This is a genomic window from Arthrobacter sp. TJ-58, assembly GCF_058269295.1.
On record NZ_JBZCNM010000008.1, the window covers coordinates 12,160 to 30,431 of the forward strand.

Annotated in this window: 17 protein-coding genes; 8 read left to right on the forward strand and 9 right to left on the reverse strand. The window is 66.0% G+C overall.

What is annotated here, in order from left to right:
- Nucleotides 1–95: 95 nt before the first annotated feature.
- The 3 genes from aceB (at nt 96) to AC4D2W_RS16445 (ending at nt 4,129) form a co-directional block, all read left to right on the forward strand.
- On the forward strand, nt 96–1,727 hold the full coding sequence (gene aceB, locus AC4D2W_RS16435) for a malate synthase A (RefSeq protein ID WP_490927987.1): 1,632 nt from the start codon (nt 96–98) through the stop codon (nt 1,725–1,727).
- Between the two features lie 151 nt (nt 1,728–1,878).
- Nucleotides 1,879–2,598 carry a DsbA family oxidoreductase gene (locus AC4D2W_RS16440; protein WP_490928051.1) on the forward strand — a complete coding sequence of 240 codons (720 nt, stop codon included), beginning with the start codon at nt 1,879–1,881 and terminating at the stop codon, nt 2,596–2,598.
- 163 nt (nt 2,599–2,761) lie between these two features.
- Complete coding sequence (locus tag AC4D2W_RS16445) at nt 2,762–4,129, forward strand: amino acid permease (protein WP_490928052.1); 1,368 nt, start codon at nt 2,762–2,764, stop codon at nt 4,127–4,129.
- Between the two features lies 1 nt (nt 4,130).
- On the opposite strand, the gene AC4D2W_RS16450 is transcribed toward AC4D2W_RS16445, so the two are convergent.
- Nucleotides 4,131–4,553 (reverse strand): hypothetical protein, encoded by a 423-nt coding sequence (locus AC4D2W_RS16450; RefSeq protein WP_490927989.1) that lies wholly within the window; start codon nt 4,551–4,553, stop codon nt 4,131–4,133.
- A gap of 216 nt (nt 4,554–4,769) precedes the next feature.
- Between AC4D2W_RS16450 and AC4D2W_RS16455 the strand changes: the two genes are divergently transcribed.
- Both AC4D2W_RS16455 and AC4D2W_RS16460 read left to right on the forward strand, forming a co-directional pair.
- Nucleotides 4,770–5,507 carry a sugar phosphate isomerase/epimerase family protein gene (locus AC4D2W_RS16455; RefSeq protein ID WP_490927990.1) on the forward strand — a complete coding sequence of 246 codons (738 nt, stop codon included), beginning with the start codon at nt 4,770–4,772 and terminating at the stop codon, nt 5,505–5,507.
- Nucleotides 5,504–6,613: a Gfo/Idh/MocA family protein gene (locus AC4D2W_RS16460; RefSeq protein ID WP_490927991.1), complete on the forward strand. Its 1,110-nt coding sequence runs from the start codon at nt 5,504–5,506 to the stop codon at nt 6,611–6,613. The genes AC4D2W_RS16455 and AC4D2W_RS16460 overlap by 4 nt, the downstream gene beginning before the upstream one ends.
- A 41-nt stretch (nt 6,614–6,654) precedes the next feature.
- Here the strand turns inward: AC4D2W_RS16460 and AC4D2W_RS16465 are convergent, their stop codons facing one another.
- Both AC4D2W_RS16465 and AC4D2W_RS16470 read right to left on the reverse strand, forming a co-directional pair.
- Nucleotides 6,655–7,332: a LytR C-terminal domain-containing protein gene (locus AC4D2W_RS16465; RefSeq protein ID WP_490927992.1), complete on the reverse strand. Its 678-nt coding sequence runs from the start codon at nt 7,330–7,332 to the stop codon at nt 6,655–6,657.
- Entirely contained in the window at nt 7,325–7,624 is a 300-nt protein-coding gene (locus tag AC4D2W_RS16470; RefSeq protein WP_227892491.1) for a type II toxin-antitoxin system VapB family antitoxin, read from the reverse strand. The genes AC4D2W_RS16465 and AC4D2W_RS16470 overlap by 8 nt, the downstream gene beginning before the upstream one ends.
- A 188-nt stretch (nt 7,625–7,812) precedes the next feature.
- On the opposite strand from AC4D2W_RS16470, the gene AC4D2W_RS16475 reads away from it, so the two are divergent.
- Nucleotides 7,813–8,706: a hypothetical protein gene (locus AC4D2W_RS16475; RefSeq protein ID WP_490927993.1), complete on the forward strand. Its 894-nt coding sequence runs from the start codon at nt 7,813–7,815 to the stop codon at nt 8,704–8,706.
- Here the strand turns inward: AC4D2W_RS16475 and AC4D2W_RS16480 are convergent.
- Entirely contained in the window at nt 8,703–9,569 is an 867-nt protein-coding gene (locus tag AC4D2W_RS16480) for a LysR family transcriptional regulator ArgP (RefSeq protein WP_490927994.1), read from the reverse strand. The genes AC4D2W_RS16475 and AC4D2W_RS16480 overlap by 4 nt on opposite strands.
- A gap of 70 nt (nt 9,570–9,639) precedes the next feature.
- Between AC4D2W_RS16480 and AC4D2W_RS16485 the strand changes: the two genes are divergently transcribed.
- Nucleotides 9,640–10,236, forward strand: coding sequence for a LysE/ArgO family amino acid transporter (locus AC4D2W_RS16485; RefSeq protein WP_490927995.1), 597 nt, complete (start codon nt 9,640–9,642; stop codon nt 10,234–10,236).
- A gap of 56 nt (nt 10,237–10,292) precedes the next feature.
- Here AC4D2W_RS16485 and AC4D2W_RS16490 read toward each other — a convergent pair whose 3' ends face one another.
- Genes AC4D2W_RS16490 through AC4D2W_RS16505 form a run of 4 tightly spaced genes read right to left on the reverse strand, consistent with a single transcriptional unit; the run spans nt 10,293 to nt 14,782 of the window.
- On the reverse strand, nt 10,293–11,666 hold the full coding sequence (locus AC4D2W_RS16490) for a hypothetical protein (RefSeq protein WP_490927996.1): 1,374 nt from the start codon (nt 11,664–11,666) through the stop codon (nt 10,293–10,295).
- The gene (locus tag AC4D2W_RS16495; protein WP_490927998.1) at nt 11,663–12,502 is read right to left on the reverse strand and encodes an ABC transporter ATP-binding protein; all 840 of its coding nucleotides are present in this window, start codon (nt 12,500–12,502) and stop codon (nt 11,663–11,665) included. Before AC4D2W_RS16495 ends, AC4D2W_RS16490 begins: the two co-directional genes overlap by 4 nt.
- A complete protein-coding gene (locus tag AC4D2W_RS16500) occupies nt 12,499–13,668 on the reverse strand; it encodes a FecCD family ABC transporter permease (RefSeq protein WP_490927999.1) in 1,170 nt (389 codons plus the stop codon). The genes AC4D2W_RS16495 and AC4D2W_RS16500 overlap by 4 nt, the downstream gene beginning before the upstream one ends.
- On the reverse strand, nt 13,649–14,782 hold the full coding sequence (locus AC4D2W_RS16505) for an ABC transporter substrate-binding protein (RefSeq protein WP_490928000.1): 1,134 nt from the start codon (nt 14,780–14,782) through the stop codon (nt 13,649–13,651). The genes AC4D2W_RS16500 and AC4D2W_RS16505 overlap by 20 nt, the downstream gene beginning before the upstream one ends.
- A gap of 379 nt (nt 14,783–15,161) precedes the next feature.
- Here AC4D2W_RS16505 and AC4D2W_RS16510 point away from each other — a divergent pair, with 379 nt between their 5' ends.
- Nucleotides 15,162–16,193: an isopenicillin N synthase family dioxygenase gene (locus tag AC4D2W_RS16510; protein ID WP_490928001.1), complete on the forward strand. Its 1,032-nt coding sequence runs from the start codon at nt 15,162–15,164 to the stop codon at nt 16,191–16,193.
- A gap of 43 nt (nt 16,194–16,236) precedes the next feature.
- Here AC4D2W_RS16510 and AC4D2W_RS16515 read toward each other — a convergent pair whose 3' ends face one another.
- Entirely contained in the window at nt 16,237–18,045 is a 1,809-nt protein-coding gene (locus AC4D2W_RS16515; protein WP_490928053.1) for an APC family permease, read from the reverse strand.
- Between the last annotated feature and the right edge of the window lie 227 nt (nt 18,046–18,272).

Genomic DNA, 18,272 nt, shown 5'->3' on the forward strand with positions numbered 1-18,272 from the left:
AGTGCACGCACCAGCCCTGGGAAGAGCAGTTTCTGCCATCTCGGCGGGTCCGCAGAAGCGGATTCCCTCATCTTGAAGACCCGAAGGAGAACGCCATGAATGACCCAATCACCCTGAACGGAATTTCCCTCACCGCTCCCGTTGTGCGGCGCCAGGAGGAAATCCTCACCCCGCAGGCGTTGGACTTCGTCAAGGCGCTGCACCGGGCCACGGCCACGCGCCGGCAGGAACTGCTGCAGCAGCGCCAGACCCGCCGCCGGCAGATCTCCAATGGAGCGGACCCCGCATTCCTGGCCGAGACGCGCTCCATCCGCGAGGACGATTCCTGGCGGGTTGCCCCCACGGCACCCGGGCTGGAAGACCGCCGGGTGGAAATCACCGGGCCGGTTGACCGCAAGATGGCCATCAACGCCCTGAACTCCGGCGCAAAAGTGTGGCTGGCGGACATGGAGGACTCCTCCACGCCGTCGTGGTCCAACGTGATCAACGGGCAGCTGAACCTGCGCGACGTCCTGGACCGCCGGATCGATTTCACCTCCCCGGAGGGCAAGGACTACAAGCTGACCGGCTCCTCGCTCACCGATCTGCCCACCATCGTGGTCCGCCCCCGCGGCTGGCATCTGCCGGAAAAGCACATGCTGATTGACAACACCCCGATTGCCGGCGGCATCGTGGACTTTGGCCTGTACTTCTTCCACAACGCCCACCGGTTGATCTCACAGGGCCGCGGCCCCTACTTCTACCTGCCGAAGATTGAGAACCACCTCGAGGCACGCCTGTGGAATGACATCTTTGTCCTGGCGCAGGATCTGATGGGCATTCCCCAGGGCACCATCCGCGCCACCGTGCTGATTGAAACCATCACGGCCGCTTTTGAAATGGAGGAAATCCTTTACGAACTGCGGGACCACGCCGCTGGCCTGAACGCCGGCCGCTGGGATTACATCTTCTCCGTGATCAAGAACTTCCGGACCCGCGGACCCCGGTTTGTGCTGCCGGACCGCAACATGGTCACCATGACCGCACCCTTCATGCGTTCCTACACTGAGCAGCTGGTGCGTGCCTGCCACCGCCGCGGAGCCCACGCCATCGGCGGCATGGCGGCCTTCATTCCGAACCGCAGGGATGCCGCAGTGAACGACGTCGCCATGGAAAAGGTGCGCGCTGACAAGACCCGCGAGGCCGGCGACGGCTTTGACGGTTCCTGGGTGGCCCACCCGGACCTGGTTCCGGTGGCCATGGAGGTGTTCGACGGCGTCCTCGGCGAGCGGCCGAACCAGCTGGAGCGCACCCGGGAGGACGTGGTGCCCAGTGACAAGGCACTGCTGGACATCGCCTCCACGCCGGGCGTCATCACTGAGGACGGCATCCGCAGCAACATTGAGGTGGGCATCCGCTACATCGAGTCCTGGCTGCGCGGCAACGGTGCAGCCGCCATTAACAACCTGATGGAGGACGCCGCCACCGCGGAGATCTCCCGCTCACAGATCTGGCAGTGGATCCATTGCTCTGCCGTCACCGACGAGGGCGAAATCATCACGGACCGCTGGGTGGAGGAACTCCTCGAGGAAGAGTTCAACAGCCTGCAGCGCTTCGACGGCGACCGCTTCGAAGATGCCCGGGCACTCTTCGAGGAAGTGGCCTGCGGCGAGGAATTCCCCACCTTCCTGACGGTTCCGGCTTACGCCCGGTTCCTGCACGAAGCGCGGGAACTGGCTACCGCCTAAACCCTCAGGGGAAGAACCGCAACGTGGGGGAAGCCAACTGCGGAGGAGGCGGAGACCGCTTCCATATCCGCAGAGGCAAGGACCGGAACTGCTCCCGGAGTGTTTGCGCACTCCGGGAATGGCTTCCGGTCCTTTCCGCGTTGCACCGGATATGAAGATTGATATTTGGTCCGACATTGCCTGCCCCTGGTGCTACATCGGCAAGCGCCGCTTCGAGACCGCCCTCGCCGCCTTCCCGCACCGGGACGAGGTGGAGGTCCGCTGGCGCAGCTACCAGCTGGACCCGTCCCTGCCCGAACACTTTGACGGCACCGAAGTCGAGTATCTGAGCGAACGCAAGGGCATCGATCCCGTGCAGCTCGCCGGCATGCTGGAGCAGGTCACCGAACAGGCCGCCGGTGAGGGCCTGCACTATGACTACGACTCCCTGGTGGTTGCCAACAGTTTCTCCGCGCACCGCCTGATCCACCTCGCACGCGCCGAAGGCGGCAACAAGGCCGCCGACGCCGTCAAGGAGGCGCTGCTGTCCGCCCACTTTGAGAAGGGCCGGGACATTGGTGCCGCGGAAACCCTTGCAGAGATTGGTGCCGCGGCAGGCCTGGACCCGGAACGGGTCCGCGCCGTGCTGGCCACCGACGAATTCGCCGACGCCGTCAATGCCGATATTTCACAGGCCCAGTCGCTGGGAATCAGCGGAGTGCCGTTCTTCGTCCTCGACAACAAGTACGGGATCTCCGGTGCACAGCCCGCCGAACTCTTCACTTCGGCCCTGGAACAGGCCTGGCAGGAAGCCCACCCGCTGGTGGACCTGACTCCGGTGCCGGCGTCCGGCTCGGCGGACGGTCCTGCCTGCGGTCCGGACGGCTGCTAGGAGCGGCGCCGGAGGGGGCCGTCCGGCGCCGTACCCTTCACCGGCGTACCATGGATAGGCCGACTATTCGGCCTATCTCCCCAATCTCCAAGGTGCGTTCTCTTTGAAGTCCTCCTTTACCCAGGCGCTGGCCCGCGGCCTGAATATCAGGCACATCCGCTTCATGGCGCTCGGTTCTGCCATTGGCACGGGCCTGTTCTACGGGTCTGCCTCGGCCATCCAGTCAGCCGGTCCGGCGGTGCTGCTGGCCTACATGATCGGCGGCGCGGCTGTGTTCTTGGTCATGCGGGCGCTCGGGGAGATGGCGGTGCGCCATCCGGTTTCCGGCTCCTTCGGCCAGTACGCCAGCCGCTACCTCGGCCCGTTCGCCGGGTTCATCACGGGCTGGACCTTCGCGTTTGAAATGGCCATCGTAGCGATTGCGGATGTCACGGCCCTGGGCATCTACATGGGGTTCTGGTTTGAGGACGTTCCGCGGTGGATCTGGATCCTGGCCGCCGTCCTGCTGATTTCGGCACTGAACCTGATGAAGGTGAAAGTCTTCGGCGAGACCGAGTTCTGGCTGTCCATCATTAAGGTCAGCGCCATCATCGCGATGATTGTGGGCGGCGCGGCCATCGTGGTCTTCGGTTTCGGGCTGCCGGACACCGCCAACCCCGGATTGGACACCATGCTGGGTTCCGGCGGGTTCTTCGCGAACGGCTTCTGGGGTCTGCTGGCATCCTTCTCCATTGTGATGTTTGCCTTTGGCGGGATCGAAACCGTCGGCATCACTGCCGGCGAGGCCGAGAACCCGAAGAAAGCCATCCCGGCCGCGGTCAACACCGTGCCGGTGCGCATCCTGCTCTTCTATGTCTGCGCCCTGGGCGTGCTGATGATGATTTTCCCGTGGCAGGACATCAACGGGGAAACCAGCCCGTTTGTGCAGATCTTCGACTCCCTGGGCATCCCTGCGGCCGCACACATCCTCAACGCCGTGGTGATCACCGCAGCCCTCTCGGCCATCAACTCGGACATTTTTGGTGCCGGGCGCATGCTTTACGGACTCGCACAGCAGGGCCAGGCGCCGTCGTCGTTCTCGAAAATCTCCCGGCACGGCGTGCCGTGGATGACCGTCGCCACCATGGGCGTGGTGCTGCTGGCCGGCGTGGTGCTGAACGCGCTGCTGCCCGAATCCCTGTTTACGATCATTGCCTCGATCGCCACGTTCGCCACCGTGTGGGTGTGGCTGATGATCCTGCTCTCGCACATCGCGATGAAGCGGGAGATCAAGCGCCGCGGCCTGCCGGCCTCCGAATTCGGCACCCCGTTCTGGCCCTTTGCCTCCTACGCGGCCCTGGCGTTCATGGCGTTCATTGTGGTGCTGCTGGGCATCATGCCGGACACCCGCGTGGCCCTGGTGGTGGGTGCGGTCTGGATTGTCCTGCTGTTCGTGGCCTACCGCCTGTGGGTGCGCGGGAACGGACGGATCCGCGCCGAGCTGGCCGACGAAACCGTGGACGGCCGGACGGCCGCGCACGCCGACCGCTAAGTCACCGGCCGTCGGCGGTCCGGCCGGAAGCTGCCGGCGGTGAGCGCAGCGCCAGCACGACGACGGCGGCCCCCACTCCGGCGAACACCGCTTCCAGCGGCTGGAATTCCACGAAGGCGATCTCCCAGGCTTCCAGCCCGATCAATGCCGTTCCCGCGGCGGCCGACACCAGCCGTGCGGCACGGCTGCGGCGCAGCTGCAGCAGCCCCGCGACCAGGTAGCCGCCTCCGCACCCGGCGGCAAGGAGCAGCCCCGGAGCCCGCCAGTCGGTAAACGGCGTGCGTCGCAGGACCGATGGATCGGCGTGCAGGAACGCTCCGTCCGGGCGCAGGGCCAAAAGGATGCCCCCTCCGAGCGCAGCGGCTGCCGTGCCGAACTCCAGGCCCAGCAAGGCACGTTGCTCCCAGGAATGCGGTGATGTCATGAACCCGAGTATTCGCAGCGGGAGACCCGGCGTCCAGCATCAGGGCATCCTTTCGGACACCGGCCCCGAAACCCGGCCCCGGAACCCGGCCCCGGAGCCCAGCCGCGGGTCCCGCTCAGGTGACAACTTTTGCTTGACTGTCGTCATAAGTCTCCCTAGATTGAGAGTGCCGTAGGTCACAGGGCACCACGATCGCACTCAACGAGGAGCAGAGCAGTGACATTCTCCCTTCAGCTGTACACCGTCCGCAGGGAGCTTGAGGCTGACCTTCCGGGGACACTCAAGCAGCTCGCCGCCATTGGCTTCCGCGAGGTGGAACCCTACAACTTCCACGTCAATCCCGAGGAGCTGGCGGCGGCCCTGAAGGACAACAACCTCAGCGCCCCGTCAGGACACGCCCCCCTGCTGCGCAGCGACCAGGATGCCATCTTCGAAGCCGCCCGGCTGCTGGGCATCGGCACGGTGATAGATCCGCACGTTGCAGAGGAACAGTGGACCTCGGAGGAAGATATCGCCGCTACGGCCTCTGCCCTGAACGCAGCGGCGGAAAAGGGCGCGCCCCTCGGTGTCCGCGTGGGATATCACAACCACTGGTGGGAATTGCAGATGCTCCCCGACGGCCGGACCGGCCTGGAAGTGCTGGCCGCACATCTGAACCCTGACGTGGTGCTGGAGGTGGACACCTACTGGGCGGCCGTTGGCGGCCAGGACCCGGTGGAACTGCTGGAACGGCTCGGTGACCGGGTCCGGTTCATCCACATCAAGGACGGCCCGGCAACTTCCAACCCCGCGGACCAGGTGGCCGTGGGAAGCGGCACCCTGCCGATCTGGGACATCATCGATGCCGCATCCGCGCTGGAAAGCGGCGTGGTGGAGCTGGATGACTCCGCCGGGAACATGATGGACGCAGTCACAGCAAGCTTCGAGTACCTCACCGCAGGAAGGCCGTCATGACCAACCGGGGACCAGTCGGCATCGGAATCATCGGCGCCGGTGTCATCAGCAAGGAATACCTCACCAACCTCACGTCCTTTCCGGACGTCGCCGTGCACGTTGTGGCGGACCTGTTTCCTGAGGCCGCCGCGGCACGGGCCCGGGAATTCGGCATTGCGGAATCCGGCGGCGTGGACGCGGCCCTGAACCATCCCGACGTCGAGATCATCGTGAACCTGACCGTGCCGTCCGCGCATGTAGAAATTGCCACAGCGGCGGTCGCGGCGGGCAAACACGTCTGGAGCGAAAAGCCGTTCTCGCTGGACCGCGAGTCGGGGCTGGGGCTGCTTAAAGCTGCCGACGCCGCCGGAGTACGCCTCGGCTGCGCACCGGACACCTTCCTCGGCGCCGGACTGCAGACCGCCCGCCGGATGATTGAAAACGGTGACATCGGCACCCCGCTCACGGCCCTGACCCTGATGCAGTCCCCCGGACCGGAGTCCTGGCATCCCAATCCCGCATTTCTGTTCCAGGAGGGCGCCGGACCGCTGTTCGACATTGGCCCCTATTACCTGACCGCGCTGGTCCAGACCTTCGGCTCCATCCGCAAGGTGGGCGCCTTCGGCTCCCGCTCCCGGGAACTGCGCACCATCGGATCGGGGCCGCGCGCCGGGGAGACGTTCGCCGTCACCGTCCCCACGCACGTCAGCGCCATCGCCCAGTTTGAGGGCGGCGAGTCCTCCCAGAGCATCTTCAGTTTCGACTCGCCCTACCGGCGGCCCGGCCTGGTGGAAGTCACCGGAACGGAAGCCACCATTGCCTTCCCCGACCCCAACACCTTTGACGGCAACGTCATGATCTGCGCGGCCGGCGCCGATGACTGGACCACCGTCCCGTCCGTCGGTGCCACCACCACGCGGGGCAGCGGCGTCCTGGAAATGGCCCGCGCACTGCGGGAGGGCCGCCCGCACCGGGCGCAGGGTGAAATGGCCTACCACGTCCTGGACGCGATGGCCTCCATCACGGAGTCCGTGGAGACCGGAAATTTCGTTTCAGTGGAGAGCTCGGCGGCACGGGTGCCGGCCCTGCCCGAAGACTGGGATCCCACGGCCGCTACCCTGGCCTGATATCCGGGCAACGCACGGCACGCCGGCGTCTCCCCGGCCGGTTATCCGGCGGGAGGCGCCGGCGTTGCCGATTCCCAGGGGCAGCTCATGGGCCCGGCGACAGCTGCAGAAATCTTTTCCACCGGCACCAGCTCGGTGTAACCGGAGCCCAGCACCACGTCGACCGTGCCGTCAGCCCGGTCATCCTGGATATATTCCGTTCCGGGAATCTGTTGCTGCAGGGTGAAGGCAGCGGCTTCGCCCTCCGGGCCGGAGACAATAATGGCCGTCATTCCCTCACGGTTCACTGAACTGTTCCCCACGGTTCCGGCTTGGAACCCGCGGGCCGCAAGGGCCTCGGAGACCTGCGAGGCGAGTCCCGCCGTCGGCGTCGTGTTGTAAACATTGACCGTTATGCTGTCCGGCGCCTGATAGGAGAACGGCCCTGCGGGGCATTCGGTGGACGCCACGGGTGCCGGCTCCGGTTCGGAAAGTACGATCCAACCCTGCAGGACAGCCGCAGCGAAGAGCGCAGCCGCCACCAGCACAGCGGCCAACAGGCCAATGACGATCCGGTGCCGCAGCTGCCTCCGGCGCCGCAGCTGCGCGGCAGCGTCCGCTGCGGGATCAAACACAGCCCCCAGAACATCTTCGGTGACAATCCGGTGGCCGTGCCACTCGGTGGGGTCATTCCTCGCTGCCCTGTTCCGGTGCTGCGCGCCGGAGGGCTCGTCAGTCATCGATCACCAGGACGCGCGCATGCAGGATGGTCCGCTGATGCAGCGCAGTCCTCACGGCCCGGTGCAGCCCGTCTTCCAAGTACATGGTGTCCTTCCATTGCACAACATGCGGAAACAGATCGCCGAAAAAGGTGGAGTCCTCGGCCAGCAGTGCGCCCAGGTCCAGAGTGCTCTTGGTGGTGACCAGCTCATCGAGCCGGACCTGCCGGGGAGGTACCGCTGCCCAGTCCTTGGGTGTCACGTATCCATGGTCGGGGTAAGGGCGTCCGTCGCCAACAGCTTTGAAGATCACTCATACAGAGTATGGAAGATCGGCGGCCTTTGAAACAGCGTGCCCCGGCGGGGCGCCTTCCATTCCGCTACATTACGGGCGCCAAGGGGTTCTTTTTCGATAATTCGTGCTCTCACCAGCATCAATGCGAAGCTACGCCCCGCACGTGCCGTTTTTCGCCGCGGCTGCCGCAGTGAAATACTGGCACCGTGACTTCTCCCCGCTTTGGCCTGCTGCTCGACGTCGACGGCCCGGTAGCCAGCCCGGTTACCCGCTCCGTACCGCCCCGAATCATCACTGACCTCGTGCAGCTGGCGGTTGCCGGCTGGCCCGTTATCTTCAACACCGGCCGGTCCGATGAGTTCATCCGCGAACAGGTCATGGCCCCGATGATCGCCGCCGGGCTGCCGACGGACACCACGGTGCATGCCATCTGTGAAAAGGGCGCCGTCTGGTTCTCCTTTACCGGATCCGGCCCCGGCGAGCCGCAGGTGGATTCCGCCCTGGCGCTTCCCGCGGATTATGCCGACGCCGTCCGGAAACTGGTGGCGGAGAAGTACGCCGCCCACATGTTCTACGACGAAACCAAGCGCGCCATGGTCTCCGTGGAGCAGCACGTGGACGTGGACAACGCAGAATATCTGGCCGAGCAGCAGCAGTTCGATGCCGATGCCCTGGCCCTGATGGGCGAGCTGGACCTCGGCGTCTGCCGGCTGGACCACCATGTTCCGGACAGCGGCGACTCGATCGACTACCGCATCGATCCCACCATCATCTCCACCGACATTGAGGCGCTCGGTGTCGGCAAGGACCTCGGCGCCCGGCGCGCCCTGGCACTGCTGGAGGCCGCCGGCACCGAGGTCCCCCGCATCTGGCGCACCGTCGGGGATTCCCGCACCGACTACGCCATGGCCGATGAGCTGCACGCCCTGGGTTACGACGTCGCGCATGTGGATGTCCGCCCGGCGGACGGCGTGCCCGCCAAGCCGTACCCGGTCCTGACCGCCGGCGACCGCATTCACGACGACGCCGGCGGCGTGTACTTTGCCCGCTGGGCCGCGATGGCAGCAGGCACGGCGGCCAACGACGACGGCGTCAGCTAGCTTCTCAGCTGCCGGGCGGCCCGGCGGACGGCGGACGTGAGCCGATCGAGCCGCTCGGACTGAAGCGTCCACGACTGCCAGTACAGCACCACGTCGCGGTGCGCCTGTTCGTCGAGCAGCGCCAGCCGACCGTCCGCAAGGTCCGATCCAATCTGCAGTTCCGGCACCATCCCCCAGCCGAGTCCGGCCCGCACGGCGGCCACGAAGGCCTCCGATGACGGCACGGTGTGGCTCGGCGGCTCATGCCCCGGGCCGCGGGAGGCCAGGAAGCCCCGCTGCAGATCATCCTTGGCGTTGAAGTGCAGCACCGGCATCGCCTGCCAGTCGACGCCGCCCGGTGCGGTAAACCGCTCGCGCAGTCCCGGAGCCGCAGCGGGGACGTAGCGCATAGCGCCGAGCCGCACGGCCCGGCAGCCGTTGACCGGCGCCGGATCCGCCGTCACCGCTCCCAATACGTCTCCCTGCCGCAGCAGCCGGCTGCTGTGATCCTGGTCCTCCACGTGCAGGTTCAGGGTGCTGTCCGTCCATCCGGCGGCGTCCCTCAGCACGGGCAGGAACCAGGTGGCCAGGGAATCGGCGTTCACCGCCACCGGCGTGGCGGCGGCCGGAGCTGCCGTCCCGAGGGCCTGCCGGGCCTCGGCTTCCAGCAGCTGCACCTGCCGGGCCAGCCGCAGCAGCGCGGCCCCGGCCTCGGTGGGCGTGCAGGGAACAGCGCGGCGCACCACCACCTGCCCCGCCGACTTCTCCAGGGCCTTGATCCGCTGGCTGACAGCGGAGGGACTGATGTGCAGCCGGTCCGCTGCGGCCTCGAAGGTGCCCTCGTCAATAACGGCGGCCAGCGCCCGCAGATGCTCAAAGTTCATGAAGAAAATCTAACGCATCATCAAAATCATTCGTTTGCCTGTGCCGGCTCGCAGAACTACCGTCGAAGGCATGTGGAGCATTGGAGGAACCGGCCTGCTAACCGGGTTGGGGCTGATCGTGGCCATCGGGGCGCAGAACGCATTTGTCCTGCGCCAGGGCATCCGCCGGGAACACATCGGCACGGTGGTGGTGCTCTGTGCAGTGAGCGACGCCGTCCTGATCCTCGCGGGCACCGCCGGCATCGGCGCCCTGGTCGAGAGCTTCCCTCCGATCCTCGACATCCTGCGCTGGGGCGGCGCAGCCTACCTGGTCTGGTTCGCCGTTCGGTCCTTTCTGTCCGCGCTGAAACCCTCCGCCCTGACCGGCCAGGGGCCGGGTTCGCGCAGTTCGGTGATCGCCACCACCCTGGCCCTCACTTTCCTGAACCCGCACGTATATCTGGACACCGTGGTGCTGCTGGGCAGCCTGGCCAACCAGTACGGCGAATCGGCCCGGTGGATCTTCGCCGCCGGGGCCGTACTGGGCAGCATCCTCTGGTTTTCCGGCCTCGGCTACGGTGCCCGGATGCTGTCAGGGGTCCTCAGCCGGCCGCGCACTTGGCAGGTCCTGGACCTGCTGATCGGCATCGTGATGCTGGCGCTTGCGGTGAAACTGGTCCTGGGCTGACGCCGCCGGCGGGAACGGCCGCGGTGGCGGCCGGCAGCATCTCGATGAGCGTTTCCCTAGGCGGGAACGTACGTGGCGGTGACCCAGCGCAGCAGTGAATACAGCAGCTGCGAAGCGCCGGGCATAAACCCTGAACCGTGGTGATAGACCGGATCCATGGTGGTCACCAGCAGACGGGCGGGCTGGTTCACCTCATCCACGTAGAGCAGGACGCCAATTTCCACGCCGTTTTCCTCCATGACCACCGGCGACCGCGCGCCGGCGGGCGGATGCAGCAGACCGTGATGGTGCCATGACACCGCTCGGGGCGTGAAGTATTCCCACATCGGATCCTCGGGCAGACGCAGCCGGGTGCCGTTGTCCTCCCCCGTGCGCCAGGTCCAGAACACGGTGGGCCGGAAGGTGTATCCAACCCCGGGCAGCCACTGTTCCACCTTGTTTTCACCGAGCACAATGACAGTTTTCCCAGGGTCCTGAAGTGCAGCACGGATGGCAGGGGCAAACCGGGCCAGCTGCCCTTCGTGCAGCCGGTCCCCCACGATCATCACGTCCAGGCCGGCGAGCACCGAGGGATCAGCCTCCGGCAGGTGGACGGACTCGAGCCGGTACGGCTGCAGGGCGGGATCGGCCAGGGTGCGCAGCGGCGGGAAGGTGCCGCAGTGCAGCAGGCCGATACGCGGTGCGGTGCCGGGCGCAGGATTGCTGGGGCCGACGGCGGGGGCCCGGTTGGCGCCGCGGCTCGCCTCCACTGAGGCCGCGGGCGCCGGGGGACCCGTTTCCACCACCCGGTGTCCGCCCTCAAGCCAAGCCACCAGGTTGGGGCCAATCCGGCCAATGGAGTAGCGGTCGTCGCTGAAGCTCTCCAGGTCGTTGCCGCCGTGAACCAGCACTTCCCCACGGCCCAGACGGTAGCTGTAATCCAGCGGCAGGGAGTACTGGCCGATGCCGGTGACGACGGTTGCGCCGTCGGGCAAATCCAGGTGGTAGCCGCGCCCGTAGAAGCCGGCGACGCCGATTTCTTCCAGCTTTTCGTAGCTATGGATACCGGGCACACCGGTGCGGTAGTGCAGATCCTTGTAATCCACGCCCTCCCATACCGGATGGGCCGTGACGGCGTGCGGATGGATGTCCCGGGCCCCGCGGAATTCCAGTTTCCGCCAAACGGCCAGCCCCTCGATGAACGGGGTTACCACCTGGGCGTTAACCAGCACGCGGCCGCCGGAACGGACAAATCCGGTGAGCGCTTCGCGGTGGCGGTGCAGCAGCAGATGGTCGGCGCCGCCGCTGATGATGAGGCCGTCTGCGGCGAGAATCCGGGCGCGGGCGGCGTCGTCGTCGAGGTCATAGGCGTCAACGTCCTCCAGCGCGCCGCGCCAGGAGGGATCAGACTGGCCGCGCATCGGCGTGCCGCCGATCAATCGGTAAATCACGGGAGGTCCTTTCGGGAGGGTGCAGCAGCGATCGGTCCGGCGCAGTCCTGGCGGCACGACGGTCCGAAGTCCGGCACCGCGATCACACGGTTGCCCGAGCCGGTGCCGACCGTGGGCGTGCAGATGGGCAGCCCGTACACCGCGGACAGGGCGGAACCGGTCAGAAGTTCGTCAGTGGGACCCCAGCGGGTATCGTCACTGCCCACAAAAAGCAGTGCGTTGCGGGAAACATGCAGCGCGTGGTCGGGATGGTGGGTGGTCATGATGACTGACATGCCGTCGGCGGCCAGGCCGGCCAGGACTCCGAGCACGCGGGACTGGTTGTGCAGATCCAGTGCCGAGGCAGGTTCGTCCAGGACCAGCAGTTCGGATCCGGAGGCCACGGCGCGGGCGATCAGGACCAGCTGGCGCTGTCCGCCGGAAAGCTCGGAGTAGGCGCGGTGAGCCCAGTCGGCCACGCCAACCCGTTCCATGGCAGCGTCAGCGGCTTCGTGGTCCTCGCGGCGGGGGGTTTGGTAGGCGCGCAGGTGACGGCTGCGTCCCATCAGCACCATTTCGGCAACGGTGAAGGAAGTGCCGCCGGCGCCGTGGTCCTGCGGTACGTAGCCGACGGCGGCGGCCGAGCGGATCTGTCCCTCACGCGGAGTCAGCAGCCCGGAAAGGCATTTGAGCAGCGTGGTTTTGCCGCGCGCATTGGGGCCGAGGACGGACAGGATTTCCCCGCGTTCCAAGGTGAAGCCGAGGTTCCGGAACAGCCACGGCCGGACGCGGGAGTAGCGGAAACCCAGCCCGGAGACCTGCATCAGCCCGGTGTTCAGGACGGGGACGGTGGTCATGAGATCTCGCCTTTTTTCTGGGAACGGGCCAGCAGCACCACAAATACGGGCGCGCCGATGACGGCGGTCAGGATGCCCAGCGGCAGTTCGCTGCTGGTGAGGGAGCGGCTGAGGGTGTCGATCAGCATCAGGTAGGTGCCGCCCAGGAGCAGCGAGGCGGGCAGGAGCACCCGGTGGTCCGGGCCGACCCAGAGCCGGGCAAGGTGCGGAACCACCAGGCCCACCCAGCCGACGGCGCCGGCCACCGCCACGGTGCCCGCGGTCATGAGGGCCACGGCGCACAGCAGCACCACCCGGGAGCGGTGCGGATTCACGCCCAGGGCTGCGGCGTCGTCGTCGCCCAGCGAGAGTACGTTCAGCCGCCACCGCATGGCCAGGACCACGGCTGCGCCGACGGCAATCGGAATCAGGGCGGTCAGCACCTTGTCATAACCGGCGGCGGCAATGGAGCCCAGGAGCCAGTGCACGATCGAGGGGAGTTCGGAATACGGGTCCGCGGTGTAGGTGATGAAGGAGACCAGGGCGTTGAAGAACGCCGCCACCACAATTCCGCCGAGGACGATCATCAGCATCGGACCGCCGCTTCCGCCGAGCCGGCCGAGCAGGAGGACGACGGCGAGCGCGGCCAGGCCGAAGCCGAACGCTCCGCCCACCATCGCGCCGCCGGACAGGCCCAGAGTCAGCACGAGCACTCCGCCGAAGGAGGCTCCGGCGGTCACCCCGATGATGTCCGGACTGACCAGCGGATTGCGGAACAGCGCCTGCAGGCAGGCACCGCCCAGGGACAGGGCGCCGCCCACCAGGAAGGCCAGCAGCACCCGGGGCAGGCGTACGTCCAGGATTACCGTGGCTTCCTGCTCGGTCCACGTACGGCGCAGGGCGCCTTCGCCGCCGCCTGCGCCGAAGAGGGCAGTGGCCTCGTTGGCCAGGATGCGCAGGATCTCGTTCGGCGGAACCCAATACCGGCCGGCGGCCATCGAGATCAGGGCCACCGTGCACAGGATCAGGACGCACAGCAGCAGCGGGATGCGGTGGCGGCGGGCCCGGGGCTGCGGCGACGGTTTGGGTGACGGTTTGGGTGACGGTTGGGAGCCGGAAGACGACGCCGGGGCGGCGGCGGCCCCCGCCGTCGTCGTCGTACCGGCCCTAACCGCGGAAGACGTCATAGCCGGCGCTTCCGCTGTTGAGGTCCAGCCGCAGGGCGGCGTCGATCTGGGCTTCGGAAATCTCATAGTTGTACAGGTAGGCAATCTTCTCGGCCATGGCGGCGCGCAGCGTATGGCCGGTGAGCTGCGGGTGGTACAGCTCGGCCGCCCACTGCCACATCAGCGGGGACTCGGCACAGGGGACCTCCCAGCGGTAACCGCCCAGCGGCGCCTTGTAGACGCGGCGGTTGCGCACGGCGGAGACGGAGGCCAGTGACTTGTCGGCGTAGACCTCCGCGGGGGTGCGGGCGTCAAAACCGCCCAGCGTGATGACTTCCGGGTCCCAGGTGATGAGCTGTTCGGCGCTGACCACGTTCTCCGCGGAAATGTTGTCCGCGGCCATGTTCTGCCCGCCGGCCAGTTCCATCCAATAGTGCATGTAGGAGGACTTGTTGGAGGCTGAGTAGCCGTCACCGGACTGGCCCAGGTGGACCACGCGGACCGGGGTGGTAACGCCCGCGAGTTCCTTCTTCAGGCGGGCAATCTCAGCGTGCATCCAGTCCACAATCTCGGTGCCGCGCTCGGGCTTGCCGAGGATCGTGGAGAAGAGGGAAACCCAGGTCTCCAGGTACTCCTGTGTGCCGTAGAGCAGGCAGACGGTCTTGAAGCCCGCGTTTTCCAGCGGTTCCACCAGGCCGTCGCCCTGGTCCGCCCATTGGAAGACGACGTCGGGCTGCAGCTTGGTGATGGTTTCAATGTTGGGGGTGAAGCTCGACGGGGAGATGGTGGTCGTGGACTTCGAGTCCGGATACATCTCCCCGAACAGGCCCTGCTTGTTCGCCTGGAGGGTGGATTCGTTGATTCCCACCACCCGGCCGTAGCCGCCGTCCACTGCGGCCAGCATGGAGGGAGAAGGGATCACCGTGGTGGCGATCCGCTGCACCGGAGCGTCGAAAGAAACTTCGACGCCGCGCATGTCTGTCACCGTAAAGCCCCCGGTACCGGCGGCACTGCCGGCAGCTGCAACTGTTTCACGGGAGGAGCAGGCACTCAGGGCCAGGGCCAGAAAGCCCAGACCGGCACCGCCGAGGAGCGTACGGCGGGAGGTTCCAGGGAGAGGAAGAGAGGCGGGCAACGAGATTCCTATCGCTTGGGCAGGTAAGGCATACCTAAAAACTGATGTAGATATCAGATCATATGGAATCGATTAGCGCATATTTACGTTTCGTAATTATTTGCGGATCCGGGCCGCTGACACGGCCCTCCGTGCCATTGCCCGCGCGGCGGCGGGCGGGTCACGCTTCGACCTTTTTCGATGCCGCCGTGGGCTCCTGCCCGCTGCCCTGCCAGGAACCGTGGAGTCGCCCGAAGAACCCGCAAGGTGACCTCATAAGTCGCTGTGTTACATCGAAGCCCGGTTTATCGTGAGTAAACGCGCAGGTCAGAGGCACCTAAGAGCATCAGTGCGTAACAATTGCTACTTACTTGACAGAGGGCGGTGGTAGCTTCGTCGCATGCCTGAAATTCCCAGCTCCATCCCTGTCCTGGACCTGAGCACGGCCCGCAACGCCGACGGTTCTTTCAACCCGGAGTTCATCACGCAGCTGCGTGACGCAACTCACCGAATCGGTTTCTTTCAGCTGGTGGGTTACGGTGCGGGCGAAGCCAAGGTGGATGACCTGTTCGACATCACCAAGCGCTTCTTCGCCCTGCCCCTGGAAGACCGGCTGGAGCTGGACAACCGGAAGTCTCCGCACTTCCGCGGCTACACCCGGCTGGGCACGGAACTGACGCAGGGCCGCCCCGATGCGCGTGAACAGGTGGACTTTGGTCCGGAGCGGGCTCCGGTCGCGGACTACCCGCAGGACCAGCCTTACTGGCTGGTTCAGGGCCCCAACCAGTTCCCCGATGAGGTGCTGCCGGAGCTGCGGCAAAAGTCCATGGAATGGGGCGAGCTGATGTCGGAGGTCGGCGCCGAACTCCTCAGCGCCATCGCCGTGTCACTGGAACTGCCGGAGGACCACTTCACGGAACCGTTCGAGGGCACGCCCGCCTGGATGGCCAAGCTCATTCACTACGTGGGCGGTGTGGTCAAGGAAGCCGGCACGCAGGGCGTTGGTGCCCACGCGGACTACGGATTCGTGACGCTGCTGCTGCAGGATTCCGTGGGCGGCCTGGAAGTCCGTCCGCATGAGTCAGACACTTGGCTTCCCGTGGAACCGATCCCGGGAGCACTGGTGGTGAACCTGGGCGAGATGCTCGAGGTCGCCACGCAGGGTTACCTCTCCGCCACCATCCACCGCGTCACGGCTCCGGCTCCCGGCGTGGACCGTTACGCCATTCCCTTCTTCTGGTCCCCGCGGCTGGACACCGTCATTGATCCGGTGGAGCTTCCTGCTGAACTGGCCGCACAGTCCCGCGGAATCTCGGACGATCCGGAAAACCCGATGCTGGCGTCATACGGCTCCAACGTGCTCAAGGGCTGGCTTCGTGCACATCCGCAGGTGGCTCAGCTGCATCATCCGGAGCTCCTCGCTTCCAAATAATGCTGACCTGAACAGGAACGAAGAAGTCCGCTGCGCTGCTCCGTCAGCTCACATGCACCCACGGCCTGCGGGAAACGTCCGGTTCTGCTTCGCGCAGCACCTCCCGGGTGACCGGCGCAATCTCACCTTCACCGAAGATAAGGAACTTGAAGAGGTTCGACAGCGGGTCGCCCTCAGTCCAGCGGAAGTACACGTGCGGCATGACTCCGGTGATGTCGCGGATGTGGAGCATCACCGCGGCAACCGTCGTCGGTACGTTCGAACTGTGGACCTGCAGGATACGGAACCCGTGGCGCCTGACGCCGCACACGTACAGGTGCGTTTCGAATTCCGATGAGTCATCCACCATGACCTCGATGAACAGCGGCTCATCCGCGGGGGCGAGGTGGCTGACGCTGCAGGCATGCTGGAATTTACGGCGGTAGGCCGCGGCACTGGACCGGCCGGGCTCGTGGGCGATCAGTGAAATCTGCCCCGAATCCTGTGCTGCGACGAACGCCAGCGCCTCGTCGTCGAGGGTAATGGTGGTGGCCCGCAGCTCAAACGCCCGCCGGGCCCTTGAGACGAAGGACACCACGAGGATCCCGAGGATGAACAGGGCCGCAATCCAGGCGCCGTCGGGCCTGTCCCAGATGTTGGTGAGCGTGGTCCAGATGAGGATCAGGGAAATCACCCCGAATCCCAGTGCGGCGGCAGGCTGAGCGCTGCGGCGGGCGGAGAGTGTCACGGCCACCGACGCCGAGGTGATCAGCACCAGCACTCCGGTCGCATAGGCGCCGCCCTGAGCCTCAACATCGGCGCCGAAAGCAATGGTGACCACGGCGGCGACCAGCGTGAATACCAGGACCATGGGTCGAACGGCCCGCGACCAGGCCGGCGCCATGCCGTAGCGGGGCAGGTACCGCGGCACAAGGTTGAGTAACCCGGTCATGGCGGAGGCACCGGCAAACCAGAGGATGGCTATGGTGCTGATGTCATAGAGGGTGCCGAAGCCTTCGCCCAGGTACTGATGTGCTAGGTACGCGAGCGCACGGCCGTTGGCGTCACCGCCCTCCTCAAACTCGGAGGCAGGTATGAGCAGGGTCGTCACGAAGCTCGAGGTGATCAGGAATCCACTCATGATCACTGCAGCCGTGGTGAGCAGTTTCTGCGCTCCCAGGATCCGGCCGTGGGGGTTGGCCGGCGTGTCGCCCGGCGCCCCCTTGATCTGGGGCATGACAACAACACCGGTTTCGAACCCGGACAGTCCCAGCGCGAGCCGGGGAAAAACCAGCAGCGCGAGGGCGATCATCGTCAGCGGGTTGCTGTGCTGGACGGTGAGCGTGGTCCACCAATCGCTGACGGGTTCGGGATTGGCGGTGATCTGCGCAGCGGCGACCACGACGACGATGAGGTTCAGGATGAGGAAGGTGGCCACGAGGGCGACGGCGATGCCGATCGCCTGGTGGAACCCGCGGAGGAAGACGGCGGCGAGGAGCAGCAGGAACCCGAGGGTCACGGGTACCTCCTGTCCGTGCAGCCAACCCGGGGCAAAGGGGTTCTCGATCAGGTGGGCACTGGCGTCGGCGGCTGACAGGGTGATCGTGATGATGAAGCTGGTGGCGGCGAACCCCAGCAGCGCGAGCACAAAGAGCTTGCCCCTCCATTTCGGCAACAGCTTTTCCAGCATGGCAATGGAGCCTTCACCGTTGGGGCTCTCCCTGGCCACGCGTTTATAGACAGGCAGCGCCCCGAACAAGGTGACGGCAACCAGGATAAGCGTGGCGACCGGCGCCAGGACGCCTGCGGCAGCAGCGGCGATGGCCGGCTGATATCCCAGGGTGGAGAAATAGTCGACGCCGGTCAGGCACATGACTTTCCACCATGGCTGCACGGCGGACCCTGTCCGGCGCTTCGGCTCGGGAGTGCGCTGGTTCTCGTCATCGAGAAGCCAGAGGCGGAATCGGCCGGGACCTCGGGACTGAATGATGTGGTCTTTGGTTGCTGTCACTCGCTCGAATGTATGCCCGGGTCCGGTGTCAAACAGGGGTTCTTAACGGATCCTTAACACCCGATTGTCTCCCCCGTGGGCAAAGGAAC